The sequence below is a fragment of the uncultured Fluviicola sp. genome (assembly GCF_902168135.1).
In the GTDB taxonomy this organism is placed as follows: Bacteria; Bacteroidota; Bacteroidia; order Flavobacteriales_D; family Crocinitomicaceae; genus Fluviicola.
Map to the genome: position 1 here is coordinate 160016 of NZ_CABHOL010000017.1, position 19673 is coordinate 179688.

Consider the following 19673-nt stretch of genomic DNA (forward strand, 5'->3'; position numbering starts at 1 on the left):
TGTATTGTATTTATGCCGTTGATTGTTGAAACATTTTCCCATTTTGTTCAAAACCATCTTGCCCTCCCGATTCCCATTGACTAACTTTGCTAGTTATGAAATTGTGCATTGCCGAAAAGCCCTCCGTAGCCCGAGATATCGCAGAAGTCATTGGTGCCAAACAGCGTCATGATGGCTTTTACGAAGGAAATGGTTATTGGGTAACCTGGACTTTCGGGCATTTATGCACACTCAAAGAACCACACGATTATCACGAAAAGTGGAAATACTGGAAGCTGGAAGATCTTCCCATTATTCCTGAGAAATTCGGAATTAAATTGATAGAAGATTCCGGTGTCAAAAAGCAATTCTCTATTATTGAAAGACTGGTTTCCTCTTGTGAGGAAGTCATTAACTGCGGCGATGCCGGGCAGGAAGGAGAATTAATCCAACGCTGGGTTTTGTCAAAGGCAAAATGCAAGGTTCCTATAAAACGTTTGTGGATTTCATCTTTGACTGAAGAAGCGATCCGGGAAGGATTCCAGGCTTTGAAAACAGGAGAACAATACCAAAATCTATATGCTGCCGGAAGCGCAAGAGCAATTGGCGACTGGTTGTTGGGAATGAATGCAACTCGTTTGTTTACCAAGAAATTCGGGCAGGGGAAGGCAACTTTGTCAATTGGCCGGGTTCAAACCCCGACTTTAGCCATGATAGTGACGCGCCAAAAGGAAATTGACGCTTTTCGTTCGGAGGAATACTGGGAGTTGAAAACCCTTTACCGCGAAACAGAATTCTCGGCTTCCATTGATCGTTTGAGAACTCAGGAAAAGGCCGATAAAGGATTGGCTTATTTGCAACAGCATCCCTTTGAGATTACTTCCTTCGAACAGAAAGAAGGAAAGGAAGGGAATCCGCGCTTATTCGATTTGACTTCCTTACAGGTGGAATCGAATAAAAAAATCGGGAATTCAGCTGAAGAAACACTGAAAATTGTTCAGAGTTTATACGAAAAGAAATTGGTAACCTATCCGCGTGTGGATACGACTTACCTGAGTGAAGACCTTCATCCGAAGATTGATGGTATTATGAAGGGACTAACGTATTATTCACGCTTCACAGAGCCTGTTTTGGCAAAACCGATTCCAAAGCTGAAAACAGTTTTCGACGATAAGAAAGTAACGGATCACCACGCAATTATTCCTACCGGAGTTCAGCCAAGCGGTTTGAGCCACCCGGAACAGCAGATTTACGATATGATCGTGCGGCGTTTTATAGCGGCGTTTTACCCGGAATGTAAAGTTTCGAACACGACGGTTCTTGGAAAAGTAGGTCAGATTGAATTCAAGGCTACCGGAAAACAGATCATTGAGCCGGGTTGGCGTGTGGTTTGGGAGGAAACCAGGGAATCTGATTCCGAAGGAAAAAAAGCGGTTGAGAAGCCCGAACAAACCATGCCTCATTTTGAAGAAGGCGAGAGCGGACCGCACCAGCCATTTATTCACCAGGGAAAAACAAGTCCGCCTAAACCATATACCGAAGCAACTTTGCTGAGGGCAATGGAAACAGCAGGGAAAATGGTTGATGATGAGGAGCTGCGCGACATGATGAAGGAAAACGGAATTGGCCGGCCCGCAACACGGGCGAACATCATTGAAACCTTATTCAAGCGTAAATACATCGAAAAGAAACGCAAGAACCTCATTGCTACCAGCACAGGAGTTGGTTTGATCGATACGATTCAAAACGAGCTTTTGAAAAGTGCGGAATTAACCGGGCAGTGGGAACGTAAATTGCGTTTGATCGAAAAAGGCGAATATGACCTCGAACAATTCAAGCGTGAATTGATGATCATGGTCCGCGAATTAACAGATGAGGTGATTTTCTCCCAGGCTCCTGTTCGCATTCAACTGCATACGGATCAGCCGGCGGCGGTAGTTAAGGAGAAAAAGGAACGTAAGAAAGCAGAAAAGCAAAGTATCGCTGATTTGGATTGTCCGAAATGCAAAACCAGCAAATTGATGACCGGTAAACGCGGAATCGGCTGCAGTAACTTTAAGGTTTGCGGATTCATGGTGCCTTTTGAATTACTGGGTAAAAAGCTCACGGAAAAACAACTTACAGATCTTATTTCCAAAGGAAAAACCGGAAAGATGAAAGGCTTGTTAATTCCGGGTTCACATCAGGTAATTGAAGGATCAATTTCCCTGGATGAAAACTTTAATATCACGGTAGTTTAAGCGCAGCAAATAAAGACTTAACGACCCGTCATATCATGAAATCATGTTTTCGTGATATAACGAAGAAGGTTGTTATACATGCATCAATCGCTGCATCAGCAGGTCTTTTCGTGATTTGGAAACCGGGATTTGTGAACCATTGTCCAAAACAAGCATGTTATATTCCTTTTGGAATTTTTTGATGTATTTCAAATTAAGCAGAAAAGAATGGTGCACACGCATGAATTTCGATTCCGGGAGCATGGTTTCGAAAACCTTTAAATTCTTTGAACTGGTGATATGCTCGCTTGTTGTTTGGATCATGGTATATTTACCATCTGCTTTGAGGTAGACAATATCATCAATCTTTAGAAATATAATTGCATCCAATCCGGTAATCCCGATCATGTCGGACCTAACCAGGTTTTCTTCCGTTTTATCCGGAGAGTCGGTTTGAGTTTCTGCGGTTTGGGCATCTACATCCTGTATGCGCTGTATGCAATTTCTTAAATCCGATGAGTTGATGGGTTTCAACAGGTAATCGAAAGCCCCTTTCCGGATGGCAGCAATAGCATGCTCATCATAAGCTGTGATGAACACAACTTTTGTTTCAAAGGGGATTTCATCAACCAGGTCAAAACTGGTCCCGGATTGCAATTGAATATCTAAAAATGCCACGTCGATGCTTCTTTCATCGAAAACCTGCTTTGCCTCTTCAACAGTTGCAACACTGGCAACGATTTCAATTGCCGGATCGATCTTATGGAGCAATGCAGCAAGACCTTCTCTGCTGATTCGGATATCATCTAAAATGAGTGCTTTCACAGTTTCAAGAATTAAATTTCAAGCATTTCTTCATTCACTATAGGAATCTTGAAAATGACGGTAGTTCCGTTGTTATCCGGTTTGTCAATAATCTCAAAGATAACGGAATATTGATACTTTGCTTTTAACAAGTTAATTTTATCGAGTACCATATTCCAGCCGTGAGAAATATGGTTTGCACGATAGGAATTGATGCGTTTGGCTTCCTGCCTTCCGACTCCATTGTCATCTATCTTCAGGATGATGGAATCCCCTTCCTGGTACCCTTCAATAATCAGTTTTTTATTCCCTTTTTTGTGAGCCAATCCATGAACAAGAGCATTTTCAACAGTTGGCTGTATGAGAAGGGTTGGAATTTTTAAATGAAGCAGGTTCTCGGGAATGGTAACTTCTACTCCGAGTGTTTCTTCGAAGCGGAATCGTTCTACTGCAATGTACGATTTCAGCAATTCTACTTCATCGCGGAGCGTAATGAAGGAATTATCACTCTGCTGCAGGAATTTTCGAAGCAGGCTGGAGAAATCACTCAATGCGTACTCTGCTTCTTCCTGTTTTCCCATTACAATCAGGTATTGGATATTGTTCAAACAATTGAAAATGAAATGCGGGTTCATTTTTGCCTGAATAGCCTTTAATTTTAACTCGAACATCGTGTTTTTATGCTCACTGTCTTTGAGTTCCTGGTCTTTTGAAATCTGGATGCGTTTGTAGGTCAATAGGAAAATGAGCAGGAAAACCAATCCGAAAGCCAATAGTCTGAACCAAAGTGTTTCATAAATGTGCTTTTCAATTTTGAAGGCATAAATAATTTCGTTCGGGCTATGATCATTAAAACCATCTATTCCGCGCATATATACCTTGTATTCACCGGGAGGAAGCATTTTAAAGCTGATTTCTCCTTTTTTGGTAGGTGAGCTCCATTCATCCTTAATATCCGGACCAACTAATTTGTATTGATAGTGCAGATTGTAGAAGTGTGTAAAATTCGGGCAGTAATACTGAAGATTGATGGTATGTGTATTTCGAGGGAAAACATGATCAGATAATGGTTGGATTTTATCGTTTACAACAACCTCTTTTAAAAAAGGACGTAATTTGCGGTACTTTGGAATTTCGAAGAAACTAACCAAAACGCCCTGGATTGTAGGGAAATAGAAATGCTTATGATCACTTGTGTAGTAGTTATTTTGGAATCCTCCGTTAAACTCTGTATTCAGGATGCCATCGTCTTGTCCTAACCTGAAGGGAATTAAAAAATTAATTCTATGTGCCAGGAAATCATCAATCTTTTGTTCACTAATTACATAGAGTCCGTGGTTGGAAGAGATATATAAATTCCCGTTTTTATCCGGGGCTAAAGTGAAAATGTCGTTGTTTAGCAGGCAGTTTCGCATGCGGCTTAAAGGCCGTAATGTTTTATAATCCCAGTAGTATAATCCCCCGCCGTACGTCCCGACATAGAATGTTCCGTCCTTTTTCTCATAGAAAGCACGAACTTCTTTTCCGTTTAATCCGTTTCGAATACCGAATTGTCTTTTAAGTTTCAGGTCTTCGGAGAAAATAAAGAAACCGTCTTCACCACCAACCAAAATGTCTCCGTTCTTTAATTGGTAGAAGCAGATGACCAATCCTATCTTGTATGATTCAAATACGGGTTTAAGTTCCCTCGAACTTTCGCCTAATAAAATCCCGTGTTCTGTTCCTATCCAGATGCGTTTCTTTCTATCCTGGAAAATGGCGTGTACGGGGTTTTTATTGAGATTTTTCGTAATGGTCTTAACCCGTTTGTTTTTCTTAAAAACCCATATTCCGGATCCCCAGGTCCCTGCCCAAACTTCATTGTTTATAGTTGCAAGACAAGAAAAATCCGTTCGTTCGGTATAGTATTTAGAGATAGAATGCTGTCCAAATTTGAAGATGCTTCCATGAGTTCCCGAAACAATTAATTTCTTCTCAGGGGTTTTTATAATGGAGCTGAGTGAAGATTCTATTAAAACGGATTCATTATAGATCGACATGCACTGTTTCATTTTGATCTGTAATAGTCCTTTGTCGCTGCTTCCTGCAAAAAGGAAGTTTTCATCCGCGTTGTAAAAGAGTGACAAGATTATTTTGCTGGGAAAATTGATGTTTTGTGATTCAAAAAACGGAAGGATGGGATTCTTATAGAAAAGTCCTTTGTGTGAAGAAACAAATATTTCTTTTTTCGGGCTAAAGGCAATGTCCGTGAAATGAGTGCCTTTTGAACCGTCTTTAAATGTTTGAGGAATCAATTTACCTTTATAACAGATAGCGATGCCATTCGGTCCGAGCAGGTAATTTTCCCCGGTATAGGGATTTCTTTTCGATCGGGAGTAAATTTCTTCAGACAGTTTTATCCACTTGGAGTTGCGTAAAACATAGGTTCCGGTTGGGTCTGAGAAGAAAGGGGTTTTACCAATAAAACCGACCCCGAAAATGCATTCCCTGAAATTTATATTGGAAATAAGCTTACTGTTTTTAGATCCGAGTTTCAAAATGCGTAGTTCTTTTTTAGAGTTCACATAAACCACCGAATCGTGGTGAAAAGAAGCCCCGAAATTGTCACCTTTCAACAGCGTTTTAGTGACAGGAGAAATCTGAAACAGCTGCGAACTGTTATTGATTCCATAGAGTATGTTAGTCTTTTTATCCAGGAACATTTTGATGCACAGGATCTTCCTGCTTTCGTTCGTGGGATTGATATCTGTGAATGTTTGCCCGTTAAACTGAACTAATCCGTTGGCTGTTCCGATTAATAAATTCCCCGTTTTATCAGGTGTCATTGCTGCAATCTGATGCTGAGGAACTCCGTCTTCGGTTCCATAAACGCGGATGGTAAAAGGAGAATCGGTGTTTAGGGAAGGTTCGATAAGTTTTCCAAGTGGCTGGGCATAAGTTGAATATGTTGGAATGAAGGAAAGCCAAAGAATAGCCAACAGCAAACGGCCGATTGTAGTTTTAAGCTTTGGATATGTTGGTTTCCGACTCATACTACGAAGTTAATACTACTTAACCATTTTTTTAGTCAGAATTTAAATGTAGTGAACGCCCGGTGATTCTGATAAAGTGGATTCAATGAGTTTCTGAGCCACTTTTGATCCGTGTATTGCTTTATACTTACGGGCTTTTCCAAACAAAAGCGGGCTAATGATCAAAGCGAAACCCTGGATTAGCCTGTCTCCGAAACTTCTTTCTTTTCTTGGTCCGATGAGGAACGACGGTCTTATAAATACAGTTGTTGGAATTTCCAATTGTAAAATACTTGCTTCCATTTCACCTTTTGTACGCAAGTAGAAATTGGAAGATTTTTCATTAGCTCCTATGGAAGAGACGATTCCTATTTTCCGAACACCGGCTCTCTTGCAGAACCTCCCGAATGCAGTAACATAATCTCTGTCAATTTCCTGCTGCCGTGCTTTACTTCCGGCTTTTCTTAATGTTGTTCCCAGCGCACAAAACGCGAAATCTATCTTTTCCGCAACTTCTAATTGGTCCAATTGATCAAATGGAACAAGTACGACCTGCATTTTAGGATGACCAAAGCTCAATGGATTTCTTACCAGGACAAGTACTTTTTCAGTTCCTGGATTGTTCAGCAATTGGATCAGGATTTCATTTCCGACTAATCCGCTTGCTCCCGAGATGCATATTGTCATGGATAATTATTTTTTTGCGATGTAGATATCTACTTCAGATTCTTCGCCTTGTCTGGAACGTTCGTCGTAGATTTCGTAATCATAAGTATAACTTCGGTCTAATGTTTCGTTCTGGTTCCAGATATCCCGCCATGTTTCGATAATTGCTTCGGGTAAGCTGCCTTTGGCCAAAAAGGACTGAAAGTTCCCTCCGGGAAATTGCCTTCCCGTCAATCCTTCCGGAATTTGGTCTAAAGAAGAAACCTTCATGCCTAACAGACAGGTATATCTCCCGGTATAATCACTTTCGTAATCGGTGTAGATGCAGACAATGTCGGAATCCAATTGATTGGGAATTTTTGCCAGGAGGTTCTCCGAAATGAACTGACTCCAAAGAGCACCGATAGCAGCCGAAGCTTCTCCATTATTATTGGATGTTTTTGTTGAAATACCAATGATTTTAAATCCTTTCTGTTGCGTCATGATCTGAAATTAAAAAGATGAATTTAGTTAATCGATCGATTAATTAGCCTTTTTATCCAGGAATTTTTCGATTAACGGAACAACTAGTGTACTTTCTTTAAAATCGGCATCTAAAGTGGTGATTTCTCCGATATATTCTCCGTGTCCCCCAGGGATAATTGCCAATTGTGAGTTCACAATCTGACGGTGCATTTCAAGCGCATGTTCAGGGAGAATGATATCCTTATCTCCAATAATAATAAGTGCGGGTGCCTGAATGGCTTTGATTTTTTCGTCCGGGATATCTTTAAAATGAATCATTCTTTTAGCATCCCTGTCATGCATTACCTGTAATCCTTCCGGATTTGAGGCAGTTTCTCTATATCCGGTTTTTAATTGTTCAGGCATATTTTCCAGTGTCGCCTGTTCCATAAATTCCCAAAACCAGTCCGGTACACCGTTTCGTTTGGAAAGTGCGGATCCCAAAACGATCTTATCTACGATTTCCGGGTGACGGATTACAATTTGCAGAACGGTTGTTCCGCCGTTACTAAAACCGAAAAAATCAGCCTTGCCGATATGTAGGTTTTTTAAAAGAGCAGCCACATCATCTGCATCCTGTTCGAATGACAAATCCTGGTTTCTATCGCTGGTCCTGCCATGAGCCTGTAATTCAACAGCGATCACTTTTCGGTTTTTTGCAAATAGCGGGATTACTTTTTCAAAACTGGTCTGAATGGTGGAACCGCCTCCATGGATTAGAACAAGAGGTTTGCCCTGGCCATAAACCTCGTAGTACATCTTCAGTCCGTTAACTTCAGAATATCCGTTTGCAAAGTTTGTTTTCTCGGTTGTTTTCTCGGTTGTTTTCATTTGACGGATTTTGGTTTTTCTTTCACTGCATCCATGTAATAAGAGTGTGAAGGTGAATAAAGATAACAGGATTGCGGATTTCATGAATTCGGTTTGTCTTGATGATATCGAATATAATCAAAATCAACTGATAGAAGGTGTTGATCGTAACTATTTGAAGAATTTATTTTTCGAAAAAATTGATCGATTTTTTTTGAGTCAAACAATTGATTATCAGAATTAAAAACGATAATAATCACTTTCAAACGAAAAACAATCGACAGTAATTAGTTATTAACCAACTCCATTTTTTCGGCACTCACAACTTTGCATCATCAAATCGGTTGAAAGCCAATCGAATCAAATTTTTACAAACGTTTAAAACAAACAAGTATGAGTACGCTAAAAAACAAAGTGAATTTAATCGGACGACTGGGAGCAAAACCTGTAGCACAAACTTTTGACTCAGGAGCAAAGAAAGTGCGTTTATCCGTAGCAACAAATGAGCGCTTTAAAAACAAGAAAGGCGAGTGGGAAGATAACACACAATGGCATACTGTTATTGCCTGGGGCAAATTATGTGATCGTATTGAAAAAGTCCTGGATAAAGGTTCTGAAGTAGTGATCGAAGGAAGGATTGTGAACCGGTCATATGAAACCAAAGAAGGAGAAAAAAGGTTCTCTACCGAAATCGAACTCAACGAGTTTGTAGTGTTGAATGGAAAAAAACAAGAAAATAACTAATTCTGATAATTATGAATACTACTATTAAACAGGATCAGGTGCTGCACATGAATCACGTCAATATTATCGGTAAAATCAGTTCTGAGCCAAAAGTAACGATACTTCCGGGAGGCAGACGGGTGGTTAATTTTTCACTTGCGACCAAAGAACATTATTTGGATAAAGAAGGAAATCTGCAGGTAAAGCAAGATTGGCATAGACTTACTGCTTTCGGCAGATGGGTAAATATTCTGGAAGAATTGTGCACAAAAGGGATAAATGTGGCGGTGGAAGGGAGACTTGTGAGTCGCTTTTATAAAACGGAATCCGGAGAGCGAAAAATGTTCTCGGAGATCGAGGTTAATGACTTAATCATTTTATAAAATGCTTCGAAATCAAGTTACCCTGGTGGGGCGTCTGGGATCAGACGCTACCATCACCACTTTTGAGAATGGATCAATGGTTGCGCGTTTTCAATTTGCGGTGGACAATCAATTGAAAAAAGCAGAGTCAGAATCGAATGCTTTGTACCGGATGTTTGCCTGGGGAAACACGGCCAGTTTTTTAACAAATTACTGTAAGAAAGGAAATAAACTGGCAGTTTCCGGAAGATTGGTAAACCGGACATATGTGAATAAAGAGGGAAAGTCTCAACGGATTACAGAAGTGGAAGTGAGGCAAGTCGTTAAGTTTTAGGTGAGTAAATAGTGGTTGCTTAACGATGTGCAGTGAAGAACAGGAATCCGTTGCGACGGGTTCCTGTTTTTTGTAAAATCCGCTGAACAATCTTCTTAGCCATTCATCTATGACCAGCAACGTTTTGCATATTTTTTACCAAAGCCTCAAAATTCCGTCTAATTTTGTAGAATCAAACACTTGACACATTGAAAAAAATTGTACTTCTATTCTTCTTCTTTATCTCATATTTGGGCTATTCCCAAACTATGACGATTAAAGCAAACGTAGTCGACACGAATTCACAAACAATTGTACGAAATGCAGTGGGTATTGTGAAACGTGTCAGAGACTCCGTTTTACTGGACTTTAAACGTTCAGATAAATATGGTAACTTACAGTTTACGCTTCCGGTGGATACCGTAGAGTTTACGGTGGTTCATCCTGATTACGGTATTTTCAGAGCTTTCTTTTTTGGCTCTAAAGAAAATAACGCTTTTACAATTGATACTTTGGCGATGCCTGATAAGAGTACAGCATTGGACGAAGTATTGATTTATGCCAATCGGAATCCGATCTATTATCGTGGGGATACACTGGTTTATGTTGCGGATTCCTTTAAAGTAAAGGAGAATGCGGTAGTGGAAGATCTGATTAGGAAGCTTCCGGGTATGACAATTGATGAAAATGGAAAAATTAAAAACCAGGGAAAAGAAATCGGACAAGTACTTGTGGATGGTGACGAATTCTTTGGTAACGATCCGACAATAGCGACTAAGAATCTTGCTGCAAGCGGGGTTGAAACAGTTGAGGTGTATGAGAAAGATGCCGAAGACGGAAGCGATGAAAAGGTCCAGGTACTCGATCTCAAGCTCAAAGACGAAGCTAAAAAGGGATATTTTGGAAAAGTCAATCTGGCCGGCGGACTCGATAAATTTACAACTCCGAATCATGGGTTCTATGAAGGCGAAATACTCTTGAATTCTTACAATAAGAACCAGAAACTGGCGGTTTATGCCCTGGGTTCCAACACGCCAAAAACAAGTTTGAGTGGTAGGGATATGTTTAAATTTGGTTTGTCAGAAGGCCGTGATTGGATGGCAGAAAACGATGACCTGCAATCATACAGCCAGGATGGGCAAAATGAAAATGAAGGTATTCCGAATACATTCAAAGGCGGTTTTTACCTGGACCAAAAGTTCAAGAAAGGGGCGAAGGTTCGTTTGAATTATTCTTTTGCACAATATGGAGTAAAATCTCAGACAAACAGCCGTTCACAGTATTTGCTGACAGATACTTCCTATACAACGGATTTGAACAGCTATACGAAAGAACAGTATATGCAGCATCAGATCGGAGTGAAGTATTCTCAAAGAATTGATTCATTGACACGCTTTGAGCTGGAACCAAAATTCCAGTACAATCTGACAGATCAAAACACCTTGTCAAGAACCGATTTCTTGTCTGAAGATACCGTTTTGACACGCTTTACGACTATTGAAACAGGAAGTAAAGCAACGGGTTCTAATCTAAATACAACTTTCCGCTTATTTAAGGATTTCAAAAAGAAAAATAGAAAGCTGATTGCGCGTTATAACTTTGTGGGAACGGATAATAAATCGGACGGTACCTTACTCTCTTCTGATACGAATGCATTGACAAACACATCAAATGGTGGGTTGAGATTTGATCAGAATAAAGAAATCCGCAGTAATTCTATGGCTCATACCGCATACGCTGATTATTTTGAGCCGCTTGGCAAACGTTTTAAACTGGAGTTTGATTACGAGTTCTATCAAAATAATAACGAACAACGCAAAACTACATTGAATCCTATCAACGGAGAATATGTAGATGTGGATACTTTATTCTCAAATAACTTTAAGACAGACAGACAACAGCATCGTTTGGGGGCATTCCTGATCTATGAGAATACGAAATTGAGAGTCTCTGTTGGATCGCGGGTAAGAAATATTGCAATCGATAACCGAAATATATTTACGGATTCATTGATCAAACAGGATTTGAGCAATATATTGCCTCGTGTTGTGTTCCGATATAAATTTAGTCAGACTACTCGTTTGATGATCCAGTACAACACGAACTCCAGCTTGCCGTCAATTGATCAGTTGCAGCCGGTTCTTAATAATACAAACCCGAACTTTATCCAGATCGGTAACTCTGCATTGAAACCGAATTATACGCACAGCATCAATGGTAATTTCAATACCTGGAAAGGATTAAGTGGATTCTATATGTATTCCGGTTTCAGTTATTCTCACATCAAGGATAATTTCAGTACGAACACAACCTTTGCACCTAACGGTGCTTCCATTTCACAAGCAATCAACGTGAAAAGTTCAGATTTCTTGTATTACTGGGCTGGAGCGGGTATCCCGATGAAAGGAGTGAAAGATTTGAGCTTGCAGGTAAATGCGAACGGTAATTTCACTTCTTCCAGGAACCAGATCAATTCAGTTGATAACGACACGAGAAATACAGGAATCGGAGGAGATTTGTCTTTGAATTACAACGGAGATTCGTTGAGAACCGAGCTTGGTGGTGGAGCTGATTTCAATATGCCTTACAACTCATTGTCAACGATGTCAAATCAACCGTACACAACGTACAACTTCAGAGCTTTAGTTGACTGGACACTTCCATACCGTTGGTTCTTTAAAACGGATGCGACTTACAATATCAATACAGGTAGAACGAGCGGCTATAATGTAAATTACCTGATCTGGAACATGTCGATTCAGCGTTCATTCCTGAAGACAGGAAACTTATTATTCGGAATTGAGGCATACGATATTCTGAACCAGAATATCAGTAACTACAGATCAGTAAACAATAACGTGATCGTCGATCAGAAAACCAATATTATCCGCCGTTATTTCATGGCAAAACTGACACTAAGATTCAATAACTTTAAAACGACAGAAAAAGATGGGGACGGTTGGTATTAAAATAGGGGTGCTTTTAGGTTTTTTATTCCTTGGAGGATCAGGATTTGCCCAGGGACAACTCGTTCGTGAGGGGAAGATAACCTATGAAAGAAGGACAAATTTATGGAAGATCTTTGACGATCAGCGAATGCGTGACTTTGTAGGAGAAAAGAATAAAATTAAAGTGGAGGAATTTACACTTTACTTTAATGACACATCATCTCTGTTTTCTTACGTTATGCCGGATCAGCCGGATCCGCAAAGCTTTTTGACCATGAAGAATACGGTTTATAACCTGTTTTCTAAAGGACAACGTTTTGTGTACATGGATATGATGGGAAATTCTATGACGGTTGGTGACAGTTTGGTCAAACATAGCTGGAAGATTACGGATAAAACACGTAAAATTGCAGGTTACGAGTGTACACGGGTAATCTGGCAGAAAGATGATACGACTCGTATCTATGCGTGGTATACAACAGATATTATTGCGACGGTAGGACCGGAAAATATCCAGGGATTGCCGGGAGCAGTACTTGGGTTGGCAACTGAAGACGGAAGTATCGTTTATTTTGCAAAGAAAGTGGATGTAGTTACCCCAACCATCGAGCAGATTGCACAGCCCAAGAAAAAGGGAAAGCAATACACCCAGGCCGAACTGATTGCTGATCTGACTGAAAAATTGAAAGGTCAGCCTTATGGTGAGCGAATTATTACCGGTATGTTCTACTGGTAAGTTAATCAGAAAGAATACAGGAAGGCATTCGTCAATAGGCGGATGCCTTTTTTATTCGATATCCAGGATCGTTAATTTCGCAAATTTCAGAAGCAGGGTTTTAGCTCCTGCATGCGGGAAGAATATGGTTGCTTTTCGGTCGACACCGCTTCCCTCCAGCTTGGTTACTTTTCCTTTTCCGAAACGTTCATGCTCAACATTGTATCCAACTTTGATGTCAATATTGGAATCTCCGGCACCGGCTTTTGAATTCAATTCTGACATGCTTTTTAATCCTCGTGGGCTTGTCTGAGCACTTGTAGCTCCGGGCATTCTGTTTAGTCCGCCTGTAAATGGTCTGTCGAATCCGCTTCTGCCTGAATTTAAAGAACGTCCCCCGCCCTGAGGAGCGCCGTATGCGGTTTCAAAACTTAAATAATCCGGATCGATTTCAGAGATAAACCGGCTTGGTTCCGATGTGATCAGGTTTCCCCATTGAAAACGCGAAGCTGCATAGGAAATCGTACAGTTCTTTTCAGCTCTGGTTACTGCGACATAGAATAAACGTCTTTCTTCCTCCAATTCTGTTCGTGAATTGATAGAAAGCTGGGAAGGGAACAGGTTTTCTTCCAGACCAACCAGGTAAACATGCTTGAACTCCAATCCTTTGCTGGAGTGAATGGTCATTAAGCTGATCTTGTTTTTGTCTTCTTCTTTTTCGTTATCGGCATCGGTCAATAATGCGACGTCAATCATAAAGTCGGCTAGTGTTGCAGGCTCTTCATCGCCTCTCTGAACACTGAATTCTTTGATCGCTGCCAATAATTCCTCAATGTTCTGGTAGCGTTCTACTTCTTCCGGACCTTTGTCTTTTTCAGAATATAGTTCTTTTAAAATACCGGAACTCTTCGCAATGGTTTGAGCCAATTGATAAGCGTTTTGAGAATTCAGCTGTGCAGTAAAGCTTTGGATCATGATCACAAACTCCGAAATCTTTTGCTTGGTTGCATTTGGAATGGAAACCGGGTATTTCCCCCATTCGGAGATTACATCCCAGATAGCAACGTTATAGTGATTGGCAGCAATGATAATGTTTTCCCAGGATGTTTTCCCGATCCCGCGTTTCGGATAATTAATCACCCGTTTTAAAGCCTCTTCGTCCTTTTGGTTTGCTGTAAGCCGGAAATAAGCCAGAATATCCTTGATCTCTTTGCGCTGGTAAAATGAAAGTCCGCCATAAATCTTGTATGGAATGTTCATTTTTCGCAAGGCTTCCTCGAATGCACGGGATTGACGGTTTGTTCGGTAAAGGATTGCAAAATCGGTCCAGTCGCCACTTTCCTGGTGCTTGACATCAAAGATCTTGTTGGCAATGATCTTACCTTCCTCGTTGTCTGTCATGGCGCGGATCACACGGATCAGGTTTCCTTTGTCGTTATTGGTCCAAACACTTTTTTTGATTTGTTCCTTGTTCTTGGAAATAACACTGTTCGCAGCGTCGACAATCGTCTGGGTGCTTCGGTAGTTTTGCTCCAATTTATACAAGCTGTAATCCGGGTAGTCATTCCGGAAGTTCAGGATGTTCTGAATGTTTGCTCCGCGGAAAGAGTAAATACTTTGTGCGTCATCACCGACAACACAGATGTTTTCGTAAACAGCGGCAAGCTTTTTTACGATCAGGTACTGTGCGTAATTGGTATCCTGGTACTCATCTACCAATATGTACTTGAATTTATGCTGGTAGTGTGAAAGCACATCCGGAAAATCGCGGAGAAGTAAATTGGTTTGGTACAAAAGATCATCGAAATCCATAGCTCCGGCCTTGAAGCAACGAACGGCATAAGCTTTATAGATTCGTCCCAATTCAGGGCGCTGACTTTGCTTGTCCTCGTCCATGATTTCCGGATTTTGCAAATAATCGTCTGCTGAAAGCAGGTTGTTTTTTGCTGCCGAAATACGTCCGTAAATCATGCTTGGTTTGTAGATCTTGTCATCAAGATTTAGTTCTTTGACAATATCTTTTAACAGGCTTTTGGTATCCTGTGTATCATAAATCGTGAAGTTTTGAGGGTACCCCAAACGGTCTGCATTGATCCTGAGAATGCGTGAAAATACCGAGTGGAAAGTCCCCATGGTGATGTTTTTTGCTTCTCCGGGACCTATAATTGAACCGATTCGTTCGGTCATTTCTTTTGCTGCTTTATTGGTAAAAGTCAACGCCAGGATGTTAAACGGATCAATGCCTTTATCGATCATGTATGCGATCCGCATGGTCAGTACCCTTGTTTTCCCGGAACCTGCTCCGGCAATGACCATGGTTGGCCCTTCAAAGTTCTCTACTGCAATGCGTTGGCTTTCGTTTAATCCGTCTAAATAATTCATGATTACAAAGTTAGAACATTGAAGGATTTAAACGATGATCCGAGTCGTGTAATTTTCCGTAAAAGTTTAATTTTGATACTAAGTTTTAAGGTTTGTCCTCAAATCACCTTTGCATCTTCAATAATGAATTATGAGATTCTTTCTTTTTACCATACTTCTGATTTCTGTATGTTCGTTCGGGCAGAATTTGGGAATTCACCCGGTTTCCAACGAATATCAAAAACCAACAGATCCGTTAGTTCTCCGGAAATTGGAGAAATGGCAGGACCAAAAGTTCGGGATCATTATTCACTGGGGATTGTATGCCGTTCCCGGAATTATTGAATCCTGGTCTATTTGTTCGGAGGACTGGATTACAAGAGACAGCACATCCTCATACGACGACTACAAAAAATGGTATTTCGGACTGAAAGATTCATTAAACCCGGTGAATTTTAATCCGGAGAGATGGGCGGATATTTCTAAAAGAGCCGGAATGCGTTACCTGGTTTTCACAACCAAACACCACGATGGCTTTTGTATGTTCGATACGAAACAAACGGCTTTTAAGATTACGAACGGCCCATTTGCATCAAATCCGAAAGCGGATGTGTTGAAGCACGTTTTTTCTGCTTACCGCAAAGAAGGATTTATGATCGGGGCGTATTTTTCAAAACCCGACTGGCACAATGAAAATTATTGGTGGCCTTTGTATGCTACACCCAACCGGAACAACAATTATGACACGCGAAAACATCCCTGGCGCTGGCAGCAATTCCAGGATTATACATTTAAGCAAATCCAGGAAATTGTAACCGGTTATGGAAACGTGGATGTTTTATGGCTAGACGGCGGATGGGTGCGTCCTAAGAATACAATTGACGAAGAAGTGCTCTCCTGGGGTGCCCCGATTCCGGACTGGAGTCAGGAACTGGATATTGCCAAAATAGCGCAAATGGCACGAACTAATCAGCCCGGAATGATTGTGGTCGACAGAACCGTTCAGGGACCATACGAGAATTATCAAACCCCGGAACATTCGATCCCTGAAAAGAAACTCGATAATCCCTGGGAAACATGTATGCCGCTTTGTAACAATTGGGGCTATGTTCCAAATGATGAAATGAAAACTAAGGAAAGAGTGATCAAAACATTGGTGGAAGTGGTTGCAAAAGGAGGAAATCTTCTTTTGGGAGTAGGGCCGGATGCTACAGGTGAAATACCTGAGAGGGTAAAGAATCGAATGCTTGAAATAGGTGCGTGGCTTGATATAAATAGAGATGCTATTTATGAAACGAGAACACTGGATCACTACCGGGAGGATGCTATTTATTTCACACAAAATAAAAAGAAGCAAAGGACATATGCACTGGTCTTTTCCAAAGAGGCTGTGATCGATGGGAACACGATTTCCTGGACGGGAAATATTCCGAAGAAAGGGAGCAAACTGGTCTTTTTGCCAACCAATGACAAATTGAAATGGAAAGTGAAGAACGGTAAAGTAATTGTTCAGCTTTCTCAATATATCTTAAGTACCAGTGATGTAAATCCGGTTTGGGCCTTCGCTTTTGAAGCGGAGTGATTAATGAACTTCCAGGTTTGCTTTCAGAGGTAAATCTCTGGAAGAAGAACCTATCATAATACGGAATTCTCCGGGTTCAACTACTGGTTTCAGATTCATATCCAATTGTTCTAATAATTCCGGAGTGATCTCAAATACTACTTCTTTTTCTTCTCCTGCTTTGAGACGGATGCGCTGGAAACCTTTTAACTCCTGTACAGGCCGGGCAACTGAGCTCAGGATATCTTTGATATACAACTGAACGATCTCGTCACCTTCGTAGCTTCCTGTGTTTTTAAGCCTGAACCGAACAGTAGTCTTTTCATTACTGGCAATACTTGAGCGATCCAAATGCAGATTAGAATACTTGAATTGGGTGTAACTCAATCCGAATCCGAAAGGGAATAAAGGTTGCCCGCTAAGATTGTTGTAATCATTTCCGCGTCCTGTGGGCTGGTGATTGTAAACCAAAGGAAGTTGTGCTTCGTTCAGAGGGAAAGTGATCGGTAGTTTCCCACTTGGGTTTATTTCTCCGAACAGAAAATCAGTAACAGCTTTTCCACCTTGCTGTCCCGGATACCATAGCATGGCAACTGCTTCGGTTTCGTTGATCCAGTTTTCCATGGTTACGGCACTTCCTCCAACGATTAACACAATGACCGGTGTGCCCGTTTTATTCAGAGCCCGGATCAATTCTTCCTGGTGTCCCGGAAGTTTTAAGGATGCCCTGTCCAGGAATTCGCCTTCTGTTATTCCGGCAACTACAATTGCTACATCTGCTTTTTTAGCCAATTTGACACTTTTGTCGATTTCCTTTTTCCAGTCTGTTTTTACTGGTGTATTCCAAAGCAGTTTGATCTTCCCTTCACCCTGTGTTTCATGAAATTCAACCCGGACCGCATATTTCTTTCCTTTTTTGAAGGAATAGTTTACCAGGTCCTGGTGATAAGATTGTTTGCTCCAACGGTCAATGAGGATTTTGTTGTCCAAATACAAACGGAATCCGTCATTTCCTTCCAGTCCGATTTGGAATTCGCCACTCTCGGGAGCAGTTAATTCTCCGGTCCAGCACACACTGTAATGATCTGACTTCAGTTTCTCATGTGGGGAATACAATGTCCAGTGAAAATCGACTTGTCCGTCTTGTTGTTCCAATACAGGATTTTCCGAAAGTTCCGGATTATCATAATAACAAGCTTTCAGTCCGGGTTTTCCCTCGGTACTTAAATACATGGATTGTATTACTTCGTAAGAGTCATTGGTTCGTTTTGCACCTTCGGAGTAAAGGATGTTTCCGCTTTTTCCAACATACTCTTTTAATCCATCCAAAATAGAAGTTTTTTGATAGCCTGGTCCGCTATATCCACCCAATCTTGCTTCGATCGCATCGGTTCCGAAAACTGCAATAGTTCCGGTGTAGGTAGAAAGTGGAAGTGTGCGTTTTTCGTTTTTCAAAAGAACAATAGACTCGTCAGCAACTTGTTTGCTTAGCTGTTCACCATTGGATTGAAGTATCTCTTCATTTATTTTCTCGGAAACGTATGGGTGTTCAAATAACCCTAATTCGAATTTTGCGCGGAGTATACGTGAAACTGCGTCATCCAGTCTTTTCTCATCAACCAGTCCGTTTGCGAAAGCCGGATAAAACAAATCCGCGTGATTGATGTCGGTTTGAAAAATGACATCCATTCCTGCATTGATGGAATGTGCACCACTTTCAGCATAGTCTTTGGCTGTTTTGTGCAGCACCAGCTCGCCGCCAACCGCATTGGCGTCGGAAATAACAAATCCTTTGAATTTCCATTCATTTTTCAATTTTTCGGTCAGCAGCCAGCTATTGGAAGAGCAGGCTGTTCCGTTGAGAGAATTATAAGCTGTCATAATAGAACGGGCATTCCCCAGGTGGATTGTCTGCTTAAACGGAACAAAATGGGTTTCTTCCAGGAAACGTTCGCTTAAGTGGATAGGATAGCTGTCTCGGCCGCCGTCACCTACATTGGCAATAAAATGTTTCGGTGTTGTGATAATGCCGCGCGATTCAAATGCCCGGATAAATGCCAGCCCTATTTGAGTGGTTAAAAAAGGATCTTCGCCATAAGTTTCTTCGATGCGGCCCCAACGGACATCTGTTGCCAGATTAATGACCGGAGAAAGGATCTGCCGGATACCGCGAACTTTGCATTCTTCTGCAATGTGTCCGGCTGCTTGTTTGATCAAAGTGGTGTCCCAGGTTGCAGCCATTGCGATAGCCTGTGGAAAGCTTGCTGCGTTATTTCGTACCAGTCCGTGAAGTGCTTCGTCAAAAGGGATCATGGGAATTCCAAGACGTGTTTTTTCCACCAGGTAATGTTGGGTTGTGTTGATCTTCCGGATAAGTGTCAGAGCGTTGTCTGAAGTGTTGTAATTCAGTAACTGCCCGCCGGCATCTCCCTGTGAACTTGCGCTGAGTTGCAGTCCGAAAATTCCGTGTTTGAGTTTTCCGCTAGTTGTGTCACCGTCCGATGGCACCATGAATACCTGCCAGAACTTTTCTTCGGGGGTCATTCGGTTTAAAAGATCTTTGACCCGGACTTCTACGGGTTGTGTGGGATCTTTATACAACTGCCCGAAAGCGGCTGGAACCAGCATCATCAAAAGGGAGAACAGGAAATACTTCATGTAACAAATTTAATTTATTTGGTTAATTTCATCGTGGAA

General features: G+C 41.2%; 14 protein-coding genes. 7 read left to right on the forward strand and 7 right to left on the reverse strand.

Going from position 1 to position 19673, the window contains the following annotated elements:
* Positions 1-95: 95 nt before the first annotated feature.
* On the forward strand, positions 96-2219 hold the full coding sequence (locus tag QZT69_RS06115) for a type IA DNA topoisomerase (RefSeq protein ID WP_294671796.1): 2124 nt from the start codon (positions 96-98) through the stop codon (positions 2217-2219).
* 72 nt (positions 2220-2291) lie between these two features.
* Here QZT69_RS06115 and QZT69_RS06120 read toward each other — a convergent pair whose 3' ends face one another.
* Genes QZT69_RS06120 through QZT69_RS06140 form a run of 5 tightly spaced genes read right to left on the reverse strand, consistent with a single transcriptional unit; the run spans position 2292 to position 8014 of the window.
* Entirely contained in the window at positions 2292-3023 is a 732-nt protein-coding gene (locus QZT69_RS06120; protein WP_294671798.1) for a LytTR family DNA-binding domain-containing protein, read from the reverse strand.
* Between the two features lie 11 nt (positions 3024-3034).
* Positions 3035-6034, reverse strand: a complete 3000-nt coding sequence (locus QZT69_RS06125) for a sensor histidine kinase (protein ID WP_294671800.1) — start codon at positions 6032-6034, stop codon at positions 3035-3037.
* Positions 6035-6076: 42 nt separating this feature from the next.
* Positions 6077-6700, reverse strand: coding sequence for an NAD(P)H-binding protein (locus tag QZT69_RS06130; protein WP_294671802.1), 624 nt, complete (start codon positions 6698-6700; stop codon positions 6077-6079).
* 6 nt (positions 6701-6706) lie between these two features.
* Positions 6707-7162: a GyrI-like domain-containing protein gene (locus QZT69_RS06135; RefSeq protein WP_294671804.1), complete on the reverse strand. Its 456-nt coding sequence runs from the start codon at positions 7160-7162 to the stop codon at positions 6707-6709.
* A 39-nt stretch (positions 7163-7201) separates the two neighbouring features.
* Positions 7202-8014 (reverse strand): alpha/beta hydrolase, encoded by an 813-nt coding sequence (locus QZT69_RS06140; protein WP_294671806.1) that lies wholly within the window; start codon positions 8012-8014, stop codon positions 7202-7204.
* Between the two features lie 372 nt (positions 8015-8386).
* On the opposite strand from QZT69_RS06140, the gene QZT69_RS06145 reads away from it, so the two are divergent.
* From QZT69_RS06145 to QZT69_RS06165, 5 genes are all read left to right on the forward strand, one after another.
* A complete protein-coding gene (locus tag QZT69_RS06145; protein ID WP_294671809.1) occupies positions 8387-8737 on the forward strand; it encodes a single-stranded DNA-binding protein in 351 nt (116 codons plus the stop codon).
* Positions 8738-8748: 11 nt separating this feature from the next.
* Positions 8749-9099, forward strand: coding sequence for a single-stranded DNA-binding protein (locus tag QZT69_RS06150; protein ID WP_294671813.1), 351 nt, complete (start codon positions 8749-8751; stop codon positions 9097-9099).
* A 1-nt stretch (position 9100) separates the two neighbouring features.
* Positions 9101-9412, forward strand: a complete 312-nt coding sequence (locus QZT69_RS06155) for a single-stranded DNA-binding protein (protein ID WP_294671815.1) — start codon at positions 9101-9103, stop codon at positions 9410-9412.
* Positions 9413-9660: 248 nt separating this feature from the next.
* On the forward strand, positions 9661-12360 hold the full coding sequence (locus QZT69_RS06160) for an outer membrane beta-barrel protein (protein ID WP_294671818.1): 2700 nt from the start codon (positions 9661-9663) through the stop codon (positions 12358-12360).
* Positions 12341-13075, forward strand: coding sequence for a GLPGLI family protein (locus QZT69_RS06165; RefSeq protein WP_294671820.1), 735 nt, complete (start codon positions 12341-12343; stop codon positions 13073-13075). Before QZT69_RS06160 ends, QZT69_RS06165 begins: the two co-directional genes overlap by 20 nt.
* 51 nt (positions 13076-13126) lie before the next feature.
* Here the strand turns inward: QZT69_RS06165 and QZT69_RS06170 are convergent, their stop codons facing one another.
* Positions 13127-15436, reverse strand: coding sequence for an ATP-dependent helicase (locus QZT69_RS06170; protein ID WP_294671823.1), 2310 nt, complete (start codon positions 15434-15436; stop codon positions 13127-13129).
* 130 nt (positions 15437-15566) lie between these two features.
* Here QZT69_RS06170 and QZT69_RS06175 point away from each other — a divergent pair, with 130 nt between their 5' ends.
* Complete coding sequence (locus tag QZT69_RS06175) at positions 15567-16997, forward strand: alpha-L-fucosidase (RefSeq protein WP_294671825.1); 1431 nt, start codon at positions 15567-15569, stop codon at positions 16995-16997.
* On the opposite strand, the gene QZT69_RS06180 is transcribed toward QZT69_RS06175, so the two are convergent.
* The gene (locus tag QZT69_RS06180) at positions 16998-19634 is read right to left on the reverse strand and encodes a beta-glucosidase (protein WP_294671828.1); all 2637 of its coding nucleotides are present in this window, start codon (positions 19632-19634) and stop codon (positions 16998-17000) included.
* Between the last annotated feature and the right edge of the window lie 39 nt (positions 19635-19673).